General features: G+C 72.0%; 12 protein-coding genes. 6 read left to right on the plus strand and 6 right to left on the minus strand.

Annotated elements, in window-relative coordinates:
- The first annotated feature begins 6 nt into the window (after positions 1 to 6).
- Positions 7 to 1,098 (plus strand): non-hydrolyzing UDP-N-acetylglucosamine 2-epimerase, encoded by a 1,092-nt coding sequence (gene wecB, locus Aau02nite_RS42285; RefSeq protein WP_212994304.1) that lies wholly within the window; start codon positions 7 to 9, stop codon positions 1,096 to 1,098.
- Between the two features lie 46 nt (positions 1,099 to 1,144).
- On the opposite strand, the gene Aau02nite_RS42290 is transcribed toward wecB, so the two are convergent.
- The 6 genes from Aau02nite_RS42290 to upp form a co-directional block, all read right to left on the minus strand.
- Complete coding sequence (locus Aau02nite_RS42290; protein WP_212994305.1) at positions 1,145 to 1,729, minus strand: hypothetical protein; 585 nt, start codon at positions 1,727 to 1,729, stop codon at positions 1,145 to 1,147.
- A complete protein-coding gene (locus Aau02nite_RS42295; protein WP_246595856.1) occupies positions 1,726 to 3,099 on the minus strand; it encodes a glycosyltransferase in 1,374 nt (457 codons plus the stop codon). The genes Aau02nite_RS42290 and Aau02nite_RS42295 overlap by 4 nt, the downstream gene beginning before the upstream one ends.
- Positions 3,100 to 3,220: 121 nt before the next feature.
- On the minus strand, positions 3,221 to 4,855 hold the full coding sequence (locus Aau02nite_RS42300; RefSeq protein ID WP_246595857.1) for a glycosyltransferase family 2 protein: 1,635 nt from the start codon (positions 4,853 to 4,855) through the stop codon (positions 3,221 to 3,223).
- A gap of 167 nt (positions 4,856 to 5,022) precedes the next feature.
- A complete protein-coding gene (locus tag Aau02nite_RS42305) occupies positions 5,023 to 6,033 on the minus strand; it encodes a Gfo/Idh/MocA family protein (RefSeq protein WP_212994306.1) in 1,011 nt (336 codons plus the stop codon).
- Positions 6,030 to 7,136, minus strand: a complete 1,107-nt coding sequence (locus Aau02nite_RS42310; RefSeq protein WP_212994307.1) for a DegT/DnrJ/EryC1/StrS family aminotransferase — start codon at positions 7,134 to 7,136, stop codon at positions 6,030 to 6,032. Before Aau02nite_RS42310 ends, Aau02nite_RS42305 begins: the two co-directional genes overlap by 4 nt.
- A gap of 231 nt (positions 7,137 to 7,367) precedes the next feature.
- On the minus strand, positions 7,368 to 8,000 hold the full coding sequence (upp, locus tag Aau02nite_RS42315) for a uracil phosphoribosyltransferase (protein ID WP_212994308.1): 633 nt from the start codon (positions 7,998 to 8,000) through the stop codon (positions 7,368 to 7,370).
- Between the two features lie 137 nt (positions 8,001 to 8,137).
- Here upp and deoC point away from each other — a divergent pair, with 137 nt between their 5' ends.
- From deoC to Aau02nite_RS42340, 5 genes are all read left to right on the plus strand, one after another.
- Positions 8,138 to 9,055 carry a deoxyribose-phosphate aldolase gene (gene deoC, locus Aau02nite_RS42320; RefSeq protein ID WP_212994324.1) on the plus strand — a complete coding sequence of 306 codons (918 nt, stop codon included), beginning with the start codon at positions 8,138 to 8,140 and terminating at the stop codon, positions 9,053 to 9,055.
- Positions 9,056 to 9,060: 5 nt separating this feature from the next.
- Positions 9,061 to 10,494 (plus strand): aldehyde dehydrogenase family protein, encoded by a 1,434-nt coding sequence (locus tag Aau02nite_RS42325; RefSeq protein WP_212994309.1) that lies wholly within the window; start codon positions 9,061 to 9,063, stop codon positions 10,492 to 10,494.
- A 322-nt stretch (positions 10,495 to 10,816) separates the two neighbouring features.
- Positions 10,817 to 11,593 (plus strand): aldehyde dehydrogenase family protein, encoded by a 777-nt coding sequence (locus Aau02nite_RS42330; protein WP_212994325.1) that lies wholly within the window; start codon positions 10,817 to 10,819, stop codon positions 11,591 to 11,593.
- A 92-nt stretch (positions 11,594 to 11,685) separates the two neighbouring features.
- Entirely contained in the window at positions 11,686 to 12,603 is a 918-nt protein-coding gene (locus Aau02nite_RS42335; protein ID WP_212994310.1) for a SatS C-terminal domain-containing protein, read from the plus strand.
- A 24-nt stretch (positions 12,604 to 12,627) separates the two neighbouring features.
- Complete coding sequence (locus tag Aau02nite_RS42340) at positions 12,628 to 14,976, plus strand: transposase (protein ID WP_212994311.1); 2,349 nt, start codon at positions 12,628 to 12,630, stop codon at positions 14,974 to 14,976.
- Positions 14,977 to 15,467 lie beyond the last annotated feature (491 nt).

The raw sequence follows: 15,467 nt of genomic DNA on the forward strand, positions 1-15,467 counted from the left end.
AACGCGATGAAGGTAATGAGCATTGTCGGTGCCCGGCCTCAGCTGGTGAAGCTGGCCCCCATCGCACACGCTTTCGCCGGCACCGGTCACCAGCACGTGATCGTCCACACCGGACAGCACTACGACGTCAACCTCTCCGACGTCTTCTTCACCGGCCTGGGCATCCCGGACCCGGACGTCCACCTGGGGGTGGGCTCGGGCAGCCACGGCGTGCAGACCGGCGCCGTCCTGGGCGCGATGGACCCGGTGCTGGAGCGGGAGCAGCCGGACTGGGTGCTGGTCTACGGCGACACCAACTCCACGCTGGCCGGCGCGGTGGCCGCGGTCAAGATGCACATCCCGGTGGCCCACCTCGAGGCCGGCCTGCGGTCGTTCAACCGCCGGATGCCCGAGGAGCACAACCGCGTGCTCACCGACCACGCGGCCGACCTGCTGCTGGCCCCGACCGAGGAAGCCGTGCGGCACCTGCGGGCCGAGGGCCTGGGCGACCGCACCGAGCTGGTCGGCGACGTCATGGTCGACGTGTGCCTGCGGGTCCGCGACGACGTGCTGGCCGGTCGCCACTCCGCCCCGGCGCTGCCCGAGGGCATCGACCCGGAGAAGCCGTACCTGCTGGCCACCCTGCACCGCGCGGAGAACACCGACGACCCGAAGCGGCTGGCCCTGCTCGTGGACGCCCTCGCCGACCTGCCCGTCCCGGTCGCGCTGCTGGCCCACCCGCGGCTCGTGGCGCGGGCCGAGTCCCAGGGCCTGAAGCTGCAGCGTGGCGCTGTGCACGTCGGGGAGCCGCTGCCGTACGCCTCGATGGTGGCCGGCGTGCTCGGCTCGTCCGGCGTGGTCACCGACTCGGGTGGCCTGCAGAAGGAGGCCTTCCTGCTGGGCCGCCCGTGCACGACGCTGCGGACCGAGACGGAGTGGGTCGAGACGCTGGTGGACGGCTGGAACCACCTGGTCACCGACCCGGCCGAGCTCGGCGACGACTGGGCCAAGCTGGCCACCCGGCCCGCACCGCAGTTCGAGCGCGGCACCCCGTACGGCGACGGCGCGGCCGCGAAGCGGGTCGTCGAGGTCCTCGCCGAGCGTTTCGCCGCCCGCTGACGAAGAAGGGGCCCCCGCTCGGGGGCCCCTTCCACTATGACTACCTCTAACTGACGTACGGCTTGCGATCCAGCGCCGTCGTCGCGCGTACCCCTGGATAGCGGCGTGCCAGCCGCCAGGCCAGCGGGATGGCCGGCTGGTCGGCCGCCACGATGCGGTCGGCGCCGGCCAGGTCCAGCTCCGCGGCGCGACCCTGGGCCCGGCGGGACAGGATCACCGGGCGCGCGGCCTTGAACACCGGCCAGAACATCTTGCGGTGGATGCCCTTGGACATCCGCGACTGGAGGCGCCGGCTCAGCGCCAGGCCCGCGTCCACCTTCTTCAGCGCCGGCCGGCCGACGGTCAACGACCGCGCCTTGCCGAACGCCTTGGCCGGGACGCTGAACAGCAGGCCGTGCTCGATCCGCCGGATCGGGAGCTCGCTCGCCTCGACGTCGAACACGTAGTGCACCCGGATCCGGGGGTCCAGCTCGACGTCCTGCGTGCTCTTGCTCTCCGGCAGGAGCAGGTCGACGTCGACGCCGGCCTCGGCCAGGTCCCGCACGTAGGACCGCACCCGCCAGGCGGGCTTGTAACTCATGGCGATGACGACGACGCGTGGCTTGGTCGCCGGTCCGGCTGGTGTGCTCACGACGACAGCTCCCGGACGGTCGACGAGCGGATGAGGGAACGCAGACGCTCCTCCAGCGGTGCCAGCAGAGTGTCCCGCTGGAAGGTGGCTGCATGGCGGCGAGCGGCCTCGCGCAGCTGCGGATCGGCCCGGCGGGCCGCTTCACCGGCCTCGACGATGGACTGTGCCAGCTTCTCCGGATCGAGGCTGTCGGCGTGGAACCACAACGGGTAACCCTCGAGAACCTCACGCGCCGCGATGTCCGGCGCGTGCACCGACACGATCGGGCGGCCACTGGCCATGTACTCGAAGATCTTGCCCGAGGTGACGTAACGGCCGCCGGCCGCCAGGAACACCAGGACGTCGCTGTCGGCGTAGACCGACGAGACCTCGGTCTTGGGCACCGGCCCCCGCAGCCGCAGACCGGCATCGGTCTCCGGATCGACCTGCCCGGCCGCGTTCAGGCCCAGCCGCGGCAGCAGAGGCGCGTGGCTGAGCTTGAAGAAGCCGAGGTGCCCGAAGATGTTGAGCTCCGCGCCGGCCAGCAGCGGGTGCTCCCGGGCGATCCGGAAAGCCTCCGCCATCTCCTCGATCGGCTGGTGGGTCGTGAGCGTGCCGAGATAGCTGTAGTTGAGCGGCTGCTGCGGCTCGATCGGCTCCACCGGATCCGCCGACACTTCCAGCAGGTCCGGGTCCCAGCCGTTGGGCACGACCATCATCCGGTCCGCCGCCTCGGGATACCGCTCGGCGTGCCAGTCGCGCAGCGCGTTGTTGACGAACACGACCGACGCCGCCTTGCCGATGACCCGGCGTTCCCACTTCCAGGTCGGATGCTCCGGCGGGAAGGCCGGCTGGTCCTTGAACAGGTCGAGGGTCCAGGAGTCGCGGTAGTCGATCACGTACGGGATGCGGGCCAGCTTGCCGATCGCCCAGGCGGCGGCGAAGGCGGCGAACGGGTTACCGGTGGCCACCACCGCGTCGAACTTCTCGCTGCGGTGCAGCTTGAGCGCCTTGGCGACCGAGGAACGGGCCCAGGAGACGTACTGCTCGGGGAACTGCTTGGCCTCGCGCCACTCGAAGAAGCGCCGGGCCGTCGTCGGCATCATGCCGCGGAACCAGCTCATGTTCTGCAGCTCGTGCTCCCACCGGAAGGTGTCGAGCTCGGGCCGGATCACGGTGACCCGCGGGTCCACGGTGTCGAGCAGCTTCTCGTCGGTCGAGCCGATGACGTCGTACAGGAAGTCCAGCGGCGCGGCGAAAACGGTGACGTCCCAGCCGTCGCGCGCGAAGTGGTTCGCCGTCGCCCGGGCCCGGTAGACACCACTCGCCCGGGAAGGAGGGAAGTAGAAGGCCAGATACAGCAGGCGAGGCCTCCGTGGGCTGGCGGTCATACGTTGCACTCCTGGTCCACAGCTTCCTCTCGATAACGGGCTGGTCATCGGTCGCCACAGCGACCGTACAGGGCATCGCCGTACCCGGGCCCGGCGGGCAGTCGGCCCGCGAGCACCGGACTCAGTCGGTCCGCCCCCGGCGTAGCTTGCGCAGCACCCGGCCGGCGATCCGGCGCGGAGTGACCGGCTGGACGACGACCCCGATCCGCCCGACGCCGTCGAGGGTCGCACTGATCAGGTAGAACTTGGCCCCCCGCCGGTGCACCCGGCGCTGGGCGGCGCTGACGTCGGTGGCGGTCACGTCGTAGCTGCAGCTCTCGCCGCCGCTGGAACCGGCGAACCGCAGGCGCCCGGCGCGCTTGACGACCTTGCCGTCCACCAGCACGTCGAGCGGCAGCATCGCCTTGACGGTGACGCCGCCCTTGCCGTCGCTCTCCGCCACCGGCTCGGCCTGACGACGGCCCAGAGCGACCCGGACCGCGGAGACGTCGCCGCCGTCCAGGTCGGTCAGGGCGCTGTGCCACTCGACCACGAGCGCGGGCCGGCCGGCCGCCGTGCGTCCCCAGCGGACGTGCGCCGGCCCGTCCTGATGGGCCTTGCTGCGCAACTGATGGGTGGCGTCGAACCAGTCGTCGGGGAAACCGCGGGCCGAGTCACGGAAGCCGGGAAAGCCGATGTAGTAACGGTCCTCGCTGGCGATGATCGGGGCGAGCCCGTGCCGGGCGTAGTGCTGCGAGACCGCGATCAGGTCGTCGAGGGTGCCGAACTGCGCGACGCTCAACGGCACGCGGCGCTCGACGTCCAGACTGGCCCGGATCTCGTCGGTCAGGTACGCCTCCGCGAGCTTGCGGACACCCTCCTGCACCCGGCACTGCTCCTCGCGGTCGGCGTCGAGGAACCGTTTGCCGAGCAGCTTGGCCAGCTCCCAGGTGAAGTGCCGGCGCAGCACCTTCATCCGGGCCACCGGATCGGTGATCACGTCGGCGGCGGTGTCCATGATGATCGCGGTGTCGCGGATGAAGCCGGACAGCGAGGTGCGGTAGGTGATGTTGCTGGAGTCCTCGCGGCGGGCCGCGTAGTAGAACTCGTAGTCCGAGCGGACCGCGATCCGCCGGGCCGCCACCACCGCCCGGATGGTGAACGGCTGATCGCTGCCCGAACGCAGGTCCTCCGGGTAGCGGATCCCGTGCTCCTCGAGCATCGAGCGCCGGAACAGCTTGGTGTTGGACAGCGCCCACGGCAGCGCGGAGTCGACCAGGCTGATGTCGTCGCGGTTGCCCGGCTGGTAGACGGCCTGGTTGACCACCCGGCCACCGGTGCCGACCAGCCGGCCCAGGACGATGTCCGCGTCGAGCTCGTCGGCGGTGGCCACCAGACGGGCCAGGGCCTCCGCGCCGAGGGTGTCGTCCGCGCCCAGGAAGTAGACGTAGCGGCCGGTGGCGATCTCCAGGCCCCGGTTGCTCGGAGCGGCCGGACCACCGGAGTTGGCCTGGTGCAGGACCTTCACGGTGCCGGGATAGCGCGCGGCCCAGCGGTCCAGCTCGGCCCCGCCGGCGTCGGTGGAGCCGTCGTCGACCGCCACCAGCTCCAGCCGGTCCACGCCGATGGTCTGGGTGAGCACCGATTCCAGGCAGCCGGTGAGGTACGGCATGGTGTTGTACACCGCGATGATGACCGTCACGTCCGGCACCGGGCGGTCCCGCGGAACCTCCTGGCTCGCCCGGTCCGCCCCCCGCGAACGACCGTCGATGTCCAACTGTTTTCCACCTTGTCTCGAGCTCGTCACAGAAGGCGTCGGACGGCGTATTTTACGGTACGGCCGCCGCGCCGGAAGTCACCTTCTGCCGGCCTGCCCAAGACCCTTGCGACCGGTCCGGCCGGGGGCGTGACATCGCGCACCCGGCCGACGGTGATCCTCAGTGGTCAGCCGGCCTGCGGAGCAGGCACGTGCACCGTGTCGCCGGACTTGGCCGACTGCAGGACGGCGGCGGCCACCTCGACCGTACGCATGCCCTGGCGCAGAGTGACGATGTCGCTCTCCTTGCCCTCGACCGCGTCGCGGAACCGCTCGTGCTCGACGAGCAGCGGCTCCCGCTTCGGGATCGCGAACCGGACCATGTCGCCTTCGGACACCCCGCGGAACGCGCGCAGCGCCTCCCACTCGGTGCCGATCGCGCCGTTGGCGAAGAAAGTCAGGTCGGCGGTCAGCGTGTCGGCGATGAAGCAGCCCTTCGCGCCGGTGATCACGGTGGACCGTTCCTTCATCGGGCTCAGCCAGTTGACCAGGTGGTTGGCCATCAGACCGTCCTGCATCGAGGCGACCACGGAGACCATGTCCTCGTGCGGGCGGCCGCTGCGCGAGACGGTGCGCGCGGCGACGTCCTGGTAGCCGCGGCCGGTCACCCAGGCGGTCAGGTCGATGTCGTGGGTGGCGAGGTCCATGACCACGCCGACGTCGGCGATCCGGCCCGGGAACGGGCCCTGGCGGCGGGTGACGACCTGGTACATGTCGCCGAGCTCGCCGGCCTCCAGGCGCGTCCGCAGGCTCTGCAGCGCCGGGTTGTAGCGCTCGATGTGGCCGACCGCACCGACCAGGCCGCGGCTCTCGAACGCCTCGACCAGCCTGTTCGACGCCTCCACCGAGGGCGCCAGCGGCTTCTCGATCAGGGCGCAGATGCCGGCCTCGGCCAGCCGCAGCCCGATCTCCTCGTGCAGCCCGGTCGGGCAGGCCACCACCGCGTAGTCCAGCCGCAGGGCGATGAACTGCTCGATGTCGGTGACCACCGGCACGCCGCCCGGCGCGACGGCGCCCGGCGCCGGGTCCAGCACGCCGACCAGCTCGACGCCGTCCAGCAGGTTGAGCACACGGGCGTGGTTACGGCCCATCGCGCCCAGGCCGATCAGACCGGCCCGCAGTCCGTTGCCCGCGCTCATGCCCGCACCGCCACGGTGTTGACCGCGTCGGCGATCCGGTCGAGCTCCTCGGTGGTCAGCCCCGGGAAGATCGGCAGGGACACGACCTCCTCGGCGGCCCGGTCGGTCTCCGGCAGCTTCCAGGGGCCCGGCTGCCCGTCCTCACCCAGGTACGGCTTGAGCTTGTGGATCGGGGTCGGGTAGTAGACCGCGTTGCCGATGCCGAGGTCCTTGAGACCGGCCTGGAACGCGTCCCGGTCCCCGGTGAACCGGACCGTGTACTGGTGGTAGACGTGCTTCGCGCCCTCGGCGACCGGCGGGGTGACCACACCGGTCAGCCGCTCGTCCAGGTAGGCGGCGTTCGCGCGGCGCTTGTCGGTCCAGCCGGCGAGCTGGGTCAGCTGCACCCGGCCGATGGCGGCGGCGACGTCGGTCATCCGCATGTTGGCGCCGACGATCTCGTTCTGGTAGCGCGCCTCCATGCCCTGGTTGCGCAGCAGCCGCAGCTTGCGCGCGAGCTCGGCGTCGGCGGTGGTGATCATGCCGCCTTCGAGCGAGTGCATGTTCTTGGTCGGGTAGAAGCTGAAGCAGCCGACCGCGCCGAAGGCGCCGACCGGGGTGCCGTTGAGGGCCGCGGCGTGCGCCTGGGCGGCGTCCTCGACCACGGCCAGGCCGTGCGCCTCGGCGATGGGCATGAGGCGGTCCATCGCGGCCGGGTGGCCGTACAGGTGGACCGGCATGATCGCGACGGTGCGCGGGGTGATCGCCGCGGCGACCGCGTCGGGGTCGACGCAGAAGCTGCCCGGCTCGATGTCGACGAACACCGGGGTGGCGCCGACCAGCCGGACGGCGTTGGCGCTGGCGGCGAACGAGAACGACGGGACGATGACCTCGTCACCGGGGCCGTAGCCGAGGGCCATCAGTGAGAGCTGCAGAGCCGATGTACCGGAGTTCACGGCGACGCAGTGCCGACCGGCGACCAGCTCGCCGAACTCGCGCTCGAAAGCCGCGACCTCGGGGCCCTGCACGACCATGCCGCTGCGCAGGACGCGGACGGCGGCATCGATCTCGGCCTCGCCGATCACGGGGCGAGCGGGTGGGATGGCGGCCTGGTTTGCCGACATGGAGGGTCCTCCTGGGTACGCACAGCTACAGATGCGGGAAGCCTCTAGTCACTGACTGTGACGCTAGCGTGACAGGGCCGTCTGCCGCATGAGTCCGCGGCGGTGGCCACAGTACATCATGCCTTCCGCCGGGCTCATTACTCTGCGCAGACGCAGGGATGAACGCGAGGCAGACGAGATGCTTCGACAGGGATAACTTCGGCCCGAACCGATCACCCTGTGTAAGCAGCCTCAGAACCGGGGCATGCCGCCGAACTGCCGGTCACCCGCGTCACCGAGGCCCGGCACGATGTACATCTTCTCGTTGAGGCCCTCGTCGATCGAAGCGGTGACCAGCCGCAGCGGCAGGCCCGAGTCGCGCAGCCGCTCGATGCCCTCCGGCGCGGCGAGCACGCAGCAGACGATGACGTCGGTGCAGCCCCGGTCGACCAGCAGCCGGCAGCAGTGCACCAGGGAGCCGCCGGTGGCCAGCATCGGGTCGAGCACCAGCACCGGCAGGCCGGCGAGGTCACCGGGCAGCGACTCCATGTAGGCGCGCGGCTCGTAGGTGGCCTCGTCGCGGGCCAGGCCCACGAAGCCCATCGACGACTCGGGCAGCAGCGCCAGGGCGGCGTCGGCCATGCCCAGGCCGGCCCGCAGCACGGGCACGATCAGCGGCGGGTTGGCCAGCCGGGTGCCCTGGGTCGGCGCCACCGGGGTGCTGATCGGGAACTGCTCCACGGCGAAGGTGCGGGCGGCCTCGTACACGACCATGGTGGTCAGCTCGTGCAGGGCGGCGCGGAAGGCTCCGGAGTCGCTCTGCGCGTCACGCATGACGGTGAGGCGGGACTGGGCCAACGGATGATCAACGACGAGTACGTCCACGCCGATCAACCTACCGGGGTTCTCCAAGATCAACTGTCGGCGGGCCGCGTAGAATCCCTCTCATGACTGCGACAGCGACGTCGAGGCTCCCTCTCGGTTCTCCGGGCAGTGCGGCGGAGCCGCTCTCGGGCGGCACAATGTCCGGTTCCGCCTTCAACCTCCGGTCTTTCCTGCACGGGCTGCCCGGGGTGGACAAGGTCGGCGTCGAGGCGCGGGCGGCTGCCCTCGGCACCCGGTCGGTGAAGACCACCGCCAAGGCGGCGGCGATCGACCTGGCCATCCGGATGGTCGACCTGACCACCCTCGAGGGCGCGGACACCCCCGGCAAGGTCCGGGCCCTGTCGGCCAAGGCGCTGCGCCCCGACCCCGCCGACCCCACCTGCCCCAGCGTGGCCGCCCTCTGCGTCTACCCGGCCATGGTCCCGGTCGCGGCCGAGGTGCTGGCCGGCTCCGGCGTGCACCTCGCGAGCGTGGCCACGGCCTTCCCGTCCGGGCAGGCCCCGCTGGAGGTCAAGCTCGCCGACACCCGCGACGCCGTCGCCGGCGGCGCCGACGAGATCGACATGGTGATCAGCCGGGGCGCGTTCCTGTCCGGTCGCTACGACTTCGTGTACGACGAGATCGTCGCGGTCAAGGAGGCCTGCGGGTCCGCGCACCTGAAGGTGATCCTGGAGACCGGCGAGCTGGGGACGTACGACAACGTGCGCCGCGCCTCGTGGCTGGCCATGCTGGCCGGCGCCGACTTCATCAAGACCTCCACCGGCAAGGTGCCCGTCGCCGCGACGCTGCCGGTGACGCTGGTCATGCTGGAAGCGGTCCGGGACTTCCGGGCGCAGACCGGCCGCCAGGTCGGCGTGAAGCCCGCCGGCGGCATCCGCACCACCAAGGACGCCATCAAGTACCTCGTGCTGATCAACGAGACGGTCGGCGACGACTGGCTCGACCCGGACTGGTTCCGCTTCGGCGCCTCCTCGCTGCTCAACGACCTGCTGATGCAGCGGACCAAGCTCACGACCGGCCACTACGCCGGCCCGGACTACTTCACGCTGGACTGAGGGTCATGTCATTCCTTGAATACGCCCCCGCGCCGGAGTCCCGCTCCGTCGTCGACATCGCACCTTCCTACGGCTTGTTCATCGACGGCGCCTTCGTGCCCGCCTCGTCCTCCGGCGGGGTCTTCAAGACCGTGAACCCGGCCTCCGAGGAGGTCCTCGCCGAGGTCGCCTCCGCCGGCGCCGAGGACGTCGACCTGGCCGTCGCCGCCGCCCGCCGCGCCTTCGGCCCCTGGTCGGCCCTGCCCGGCGCCGAGCGCGCCAAGTACCTCTTCCGGATCGCCCGGATCATCCAGGAGCGCTCCCGCGAGCTGGCCGTGCTGGAGTCGCTGGACAACGGCAAGCCGATCCGCGAGTCCCGCGACGTCGACGTGCCGCTGGTCGCCGCGCACTTCTTCTACTACGCGGGCTGGGCCGACAAGCTCAAGTACGCGGGCTTCGGCCCGGACCCACGACCGCTGGGCGTGGCCGCGCAGGTCATCCCGTGGAACTTCCCGCTGCTGATGCTGGCCTGGAAGGTCGCGCCCGCGCTGGCCGCGGGCAACACGGTCGTGCTCAAGCCGGCCGAGACCACCCCGCTGTCCGCGCTGTTCTTCGCCGACATCTGCCAGCAGGCGGAGCTGCCGCCGGGCGTCGTGAACATCATCACCGGCGCCGGGGAGACCGGCCGGGCGCTGGTCGAGCACCCCGGCGTCGACAAGGTCGCGTTCACCGGCTCGACCGAGGTCGGCCGGCAGATCGCCCGGTCGGTCGCCGGCACCCGCAAGCGGCTGACCCTCGAACTGGGCGGCAAGGCGGCGAACATCGTCTTCGACGACGCACCCATCGACCAGGCGGTCGAGGGCATCGTCAACGGCATCTTCTTCAACCAGGGGCACGTCTGCTGCGCCGGGTCGCGGCTGCTGGTGCAGGAGTCCGCGTACGACGAGGTGCTCACCGCCCTCAAGCGCCGGATGGCCACGCTGCGGGTCGGTGACCCGCTGGACAAGAACACGGACGTCGGCGCGATCAACTCGGCGGCGCAGCTGGCCCGCATCCGGGAGCTCTCCGAGGTCGGCGCGACCGAAGGGGCCGAGCGGTGGTCACCGCCGTGCGAGCTGCCGGCCCAGGGCTTCTGGTTCGCCCCGACGATCTTCACGGGCGTCACCCAGGCGCACCGGATCGCCCGCGAGGAGATCTTCGGGCCGGTGCTGTCGGTGCTGACCTTCCGCACCCCCGACGAGGCGATCGAGAAGGCGAACAACACGCCGTACGGTCTGTCGGCCGGCATCTGGAGCGACAAGGGCTCGCTGATCCTGGCCATGGCCGACAAGCTCCGCGCCGGGGTGGTCTGGGCCAACACGTTCAACAAGTTCGACCCGACGTCGCCGTTCGGCGGCTACAAGGAGTCCGGTTACGGCCGCGAGGGCGGCCGGCACGGCCTGGAGGCATACCTTGCCTAAGTCCCCGTCCCCCGCCAAGGCCGCCGTCGCCAAGGCCGCAGCCGTCGCCAAGGCCGCAGGCAGCGCCAAGGGCCCGACCGGCGCCAAGCGCGACCGCCAGGCCTCCCCGGCCAAGAGCGGCCGGGAAGCCGCACGCGCCCAGGGTGATCTTGTTCCCCCTCCGGCCGAGGGCAGCTCAGCTTCTTCCTCCGCCGGAGGCGATCCGGTCGGCGGCCCTGCCACCGCCGGGAGTGGCCGTGCCACTTCCGCTGCCGCGGGCGACCGAGGGGCGTCCGGCGCCGTCGTCCGGAGCGGCCGGCTCGCGGTCCGCAAGACCTACAAGCTGTACATCGGCGGGGCCTTCCCGCGCAGCGAATCAGGACGGACCTATCTCGTGGACGGCGACAACGTGGCTCTCGCCTCCCGCAAGGACGCCCGCGACGCCGTCGTGGCCGCCCGCAAGGCGCAGCCCAAGTGGGCCGGCGCCACCGCCTACAACCGCGGCCAGGTGCTCTACCGGATCGCCGAGATGGTCGAGGCCCGGCGCGACGAGTTCCTCGCCCTGGGCGTCGCGGCCGGCGAGCTGGACGCGGCCGTCGACCGCTGGGTCTGGTACGCGGGCTGGTCCGACAAGATCGCCCAGGTGCACGGCAGTGCCAACCCGGTCGCCGGCCCGTACTTCAACATCTCCGCCCCGGAGCCCACCGGCGTCGTCGGCGTGGTCGCCCCGGCCTCGTTCCTCGGGCTGATCAGCGTCATCGCGCCGGCCGTCGTCACCGGGAACACGGTGGTGGTGCTCGCCGCCGCGCCCCAGGTCGCCGTCACCCTCGCCGAGGTGCTGGCCACCTCCGACGTCCCGGGCGGGGTGGTGAACATTCTCACCGGCCACGCCGCCGAGACCGCACCCTGGCTCGCCTCGCACGACGACGTCAACGCGCTCGACCTCACCGGCGTGGCGGACCCCGCCCTCGCCACCGAGCTGGAGCGGGCCGCGGCCGGCAACCTCAAGCGGGTGGTCCGGCCACCGGCCGACACGCCCGACTTCACCGCCGACCCGGGACTGCACCCGATGACCGCACTGCTGGAGACCAAGACGGTCTGGCACCCGAAGGGTTTCTGACCTCGGTCGGCCTCCTGTCAGGAGCGCACACTAAGGTGTGTGCCCAGACTCACCCGTCCGAACAGCTCGCTTGAACCAACCCGGAGGTCACCGTGACCAGCCAGTCGCCCGAAGAGGGCTCGACGGTCAAGGAGGAGAAGGCTGTCGTGAAGGACGGGCTCTCCGGCCGTGAGCTGTGGGACGAGGTACGAATCTCGCCCGTGGAGATCGCCATGCCGGGCGGCGTGGGGCTGACGTTGCGGGCGTACCGGCTCGCCTCGGAGCTCACGCCGACCGAGATCGAGACCGACGAGGACGACCCGTTCGACGCCCGGGAGCGTGCGGCCGCGGCCCGCGCCGCCGAGGAGGACGGCGTCATCGCCGACGACGAGTTCGCCGCGCTGGTCGCCGAGGGCGACGCGGGCACGAAGTCGGAGCGCAAGCCGGACGGCACGGTCACGACCGAGGACGGCGAGGTCGTCGCCGAGCCCGACCCGGAGGACTTCGCGGACGAGCCCGAGGCCGCCGCGGAGACCGAGGAGGACGAGGAAGTCCCCATCTTCCTGAGCCACCGCGGCAAGCTGCTCACCTTCAAGACCCCCGAGTCGCTGGTCTCCTTCATTCGTTCGGGTGCACCGCACGACCTGGCCCAGCTCGACACGTGGCCGACCGTCGTGGAGCGGGTACAGTCGACCGACATCGACCCGGCGCCGGACGACCGCTACGAGCTGGACCTCGTGGTGGAGAACCTGCGCGGTGGTCACGACACGTGGGACCTGCCGCTGCTCATCGCCGCCGGCGAGGTAGCCCGGGACCTGGGCCACGGCCTGCGGCTCAAGCCCGTGATCCTGGCCCTGGCGCCTGGATCGCCGCTCGACGACCTGGACGAGTCTCTCCGGTCGGCCGAGAGTGGCGGAATGGGCGGTTTCTTCGGACGCCGCAAGCTGCGTAAAATCGGGGCGCAACAGGCGAGTCTGGGTTGGCGCTCGATTATCGGCAAGATCTCTGCCGCTGTGGACTGGCGCGACTGACCCCTCAACAGGGACCATCAGTCCTTGGCCGAATACAGCACTCCCGGGGAGGAGGACGACGCCGTGGCGCTCGTGCGCGTGTACTGCGGTCTGGCGTCGGCTGATGAGACGGTGCGGACGGCCTCGGCCGGCTCGCAACTGACCATCGCCGTGGTGGACGACACGGGAAGGCTGCTCGGCGTTCACGAGATCAGCGACGACCCGGGGGGCTATGCCCAGCTCGGCACGCTGCTCGTGGAGCGGACGAGCGGTTTCGCGGACGCCGCGGTAGCCGCCGACAGCGACGACCACATGGTCACGTCGCTGCTGACCGCAGCCGGCCGTCCCCTCGCCGTCGCCGACGACGACTCAGCCGACGACTTCGCCGAGCGGTTCGCCGACGACGACTCCCCCGAGGAGATGTCGGCATCACCGGCGGCCCGCCGCGCCGTGGGCCTGGCCCGCGCGCTGCAGGCAGGGGCCCTCACCGCGGCCACCATTCCGGCGCCGCGGGAGCTGGTGAGCTACAAGCCGGTCCTCGCTGCCCACGTCGCGATGCTCAACGGCCGGCACGCCGCTGCCACGTCGCTGCGCGAGGTGCTGCGCGAGCTGTATCCGGCGGCGCTGCGGGCGTACCCGGATCCGGCTCATCCCCTGGCCCTCGCCGTGCTGGACGCGCTGCCGGAGCCCGGCCGTCTCACCGGCCGCGGTCACGACGGTGACCAGGTCGCCGAGGACGTGGCAGCGGAGCTGACGCGGGCCGGCGCCGGCACCGACGACCAGGTCGTCGCCGCTGTCACCGCGCTCGTCGTGGCGATCAGCGAGTCCCCCCGCCGAGGCGGGATCAACAAGTCTCTGTCGTCGGCAGCCGCCGACACCGTGCGGCACGCGATCGGCGCCGTCCGATCCTGCGACTCCGCCTGCGAGGCCATGGTCGGCACCCTCGTCGCCCGGGTCAGCCCGCAGTCGCTGAGCGGCAGCCCCGGCCGCCGCCAGGCCGGATCCCGCCGGGCCGCCGAGCCCGCCTCCTCGACGCAGCGCTCCGCCGAAACCGGCACCCGCCTGCGTCCGGCCGACACCGGCACCCGCCTGCCCCGCCCGGTGGACACCGGCACCCGGATGCCCCGCCCCGCCGCCGCTGCCGACACGGGCACCCGCCTGCGTCCGGCGGAGACCGGCACCCGGCTGGGCCGCCGCAACCGTCCCGAGCCGGCCGCGGCGAGCAACGCTCCCGCGACGCCGCGCCCGATGACCAGCCCACCGGTCGCTCCCGAGCCGGTCATGCCGCCGCCGCTGGCGCCGCGTCCGGTCACGCCGCCGCCGGTCGCCCCGGCCGCGGCCGCCGGCCGGCCCAGCCGCACCCCGGACCCGGGCCCGGCCAGCCGGCCCGTCTCGGTCCCGCCGCCCCCGCCGGGCATGACCCCGATCGTGCCGGGCTCCCGCCCGTCCTCGGTGCCGCCCGCCGACAGCGGCCAGCCGTTCCGCCCGACCCTGACCAACGCGGCGATGAGCAGCGCCCGCGCCGAACGCCAGCGCACGGTGATCCCGCCCCGGGCGAACACCCGCAACGGGCAGCCGGCCGCGAACGGTGCGACGGACTACTCGCTGCCGATGCCGGCCCAGCGCTCGACGCAGGAGACCCCCGAGCCGGGCTCCCGCGCGAACTGGCCGCTCATGAACAACGACGAGCCGACGGCAACGCCCTCGCCGGCCGCGGTGAGCAGCCCGCCGGCGGACGGCCGGGTCCGCCCGCCGTGGCAGGACATGCCGCAGGAACCGCCGTCCCTGCGCCTGGTGGAGTCGGTGCTCAACGGCCTGACGAACACCCCGGCCGACGTGACGGCGATCACCGAGCCGCCACCGCTGCGCCTGGTCGACGACCGGGGCGGCCGCAACGGCCGAGCGGCAGCCCGCCGTACGACCCTGACGGCCCTGGACCGCAGCACCTCACCCCCGGTCCCGGCCGAGGGCGACGGCGACCTGCTGATCTTCGCGGCGGCCCGCTCGGCCTGGTTCACCGGCCACGACGAGGAAGCCTCGACGAACCTGGACTGGACGAACCCGTCCGACACGGGCTGGCGAGCGGCCGAAAAGGCAGCGACCCCGTCGGTGGCGGCGGAGACGTCGGCCGGCCTGCCCAAGCGCGTCCCCCAGGCCAACCTGGTCCCGGGCTCCCCGCTGCGCGAAGAGCGCCCCCTGCGCATCGTCCGCGACGCGGCGAGCATCGCGGCGCACACCACGGGCTACTTCCGGGGCTGGCGCCGAGGTCAGGAGATCGGCGGCTACGCGATCGGCGGCCGCCCGGGCCGCGAAGCCGCAGGTGGCTGGGACTTCAGCCGCGAGGGCGGGGCTCAGCAGGAGGACTACCGCAACGCCGGGTACCGCAGCAGCTGACCTTCACGAGCACCGGAACGGCCATGCCCTGTTACGGGGTGTGGCCGTTTCCCATATCACGCGGGGATGGGGGGGTGCTCCGTCGACGTTGCGAAGCCGGTCGCGGAGGTCGGCGCGCTCTGCACGGGGTTGGTGGCTGGGCACTGCCTGGCGGCTGTAGCGCCCTCAGGACGTCCTCAGCGTTCGTACGGTCCAGACTTCGGGGTCGGCAGCTGCGTCCCGCTGATCGCCTGCTGAAGGCGTTGTCGCCTGTATCCGCCAGGTGCCCGGGAACAAATGGATAAACGCTGCGCACGACAACGCTCTCATCCCGCCCGCCACGCTGTCCGCGCTTTGCTCGTGGCCTGCACTGCGCTTCGCGCAGCTCGCCCTCACCCTCGCGCCCCGCCATCCCCGCGCCGCCTCGCGCCCGCGCCGCCTCGCGTCCTCGCGCCCCGCTCTCCTCGCGGCCCGCACCCTCACCCCTCACGCCCGTTACCTTTTTGATCGTC

The sequence above is a fragment of the Actinoplanes auranticolor genome, assembly GCF_018332655.1.
GTDB classification, from domain to species: domain Bacteria; phylum Actinomycetota; class Actinomycetes; order Mycobacteriales; family Micromonosporaceae; genus Actinoplanes; species Actinoplanes auranticolor.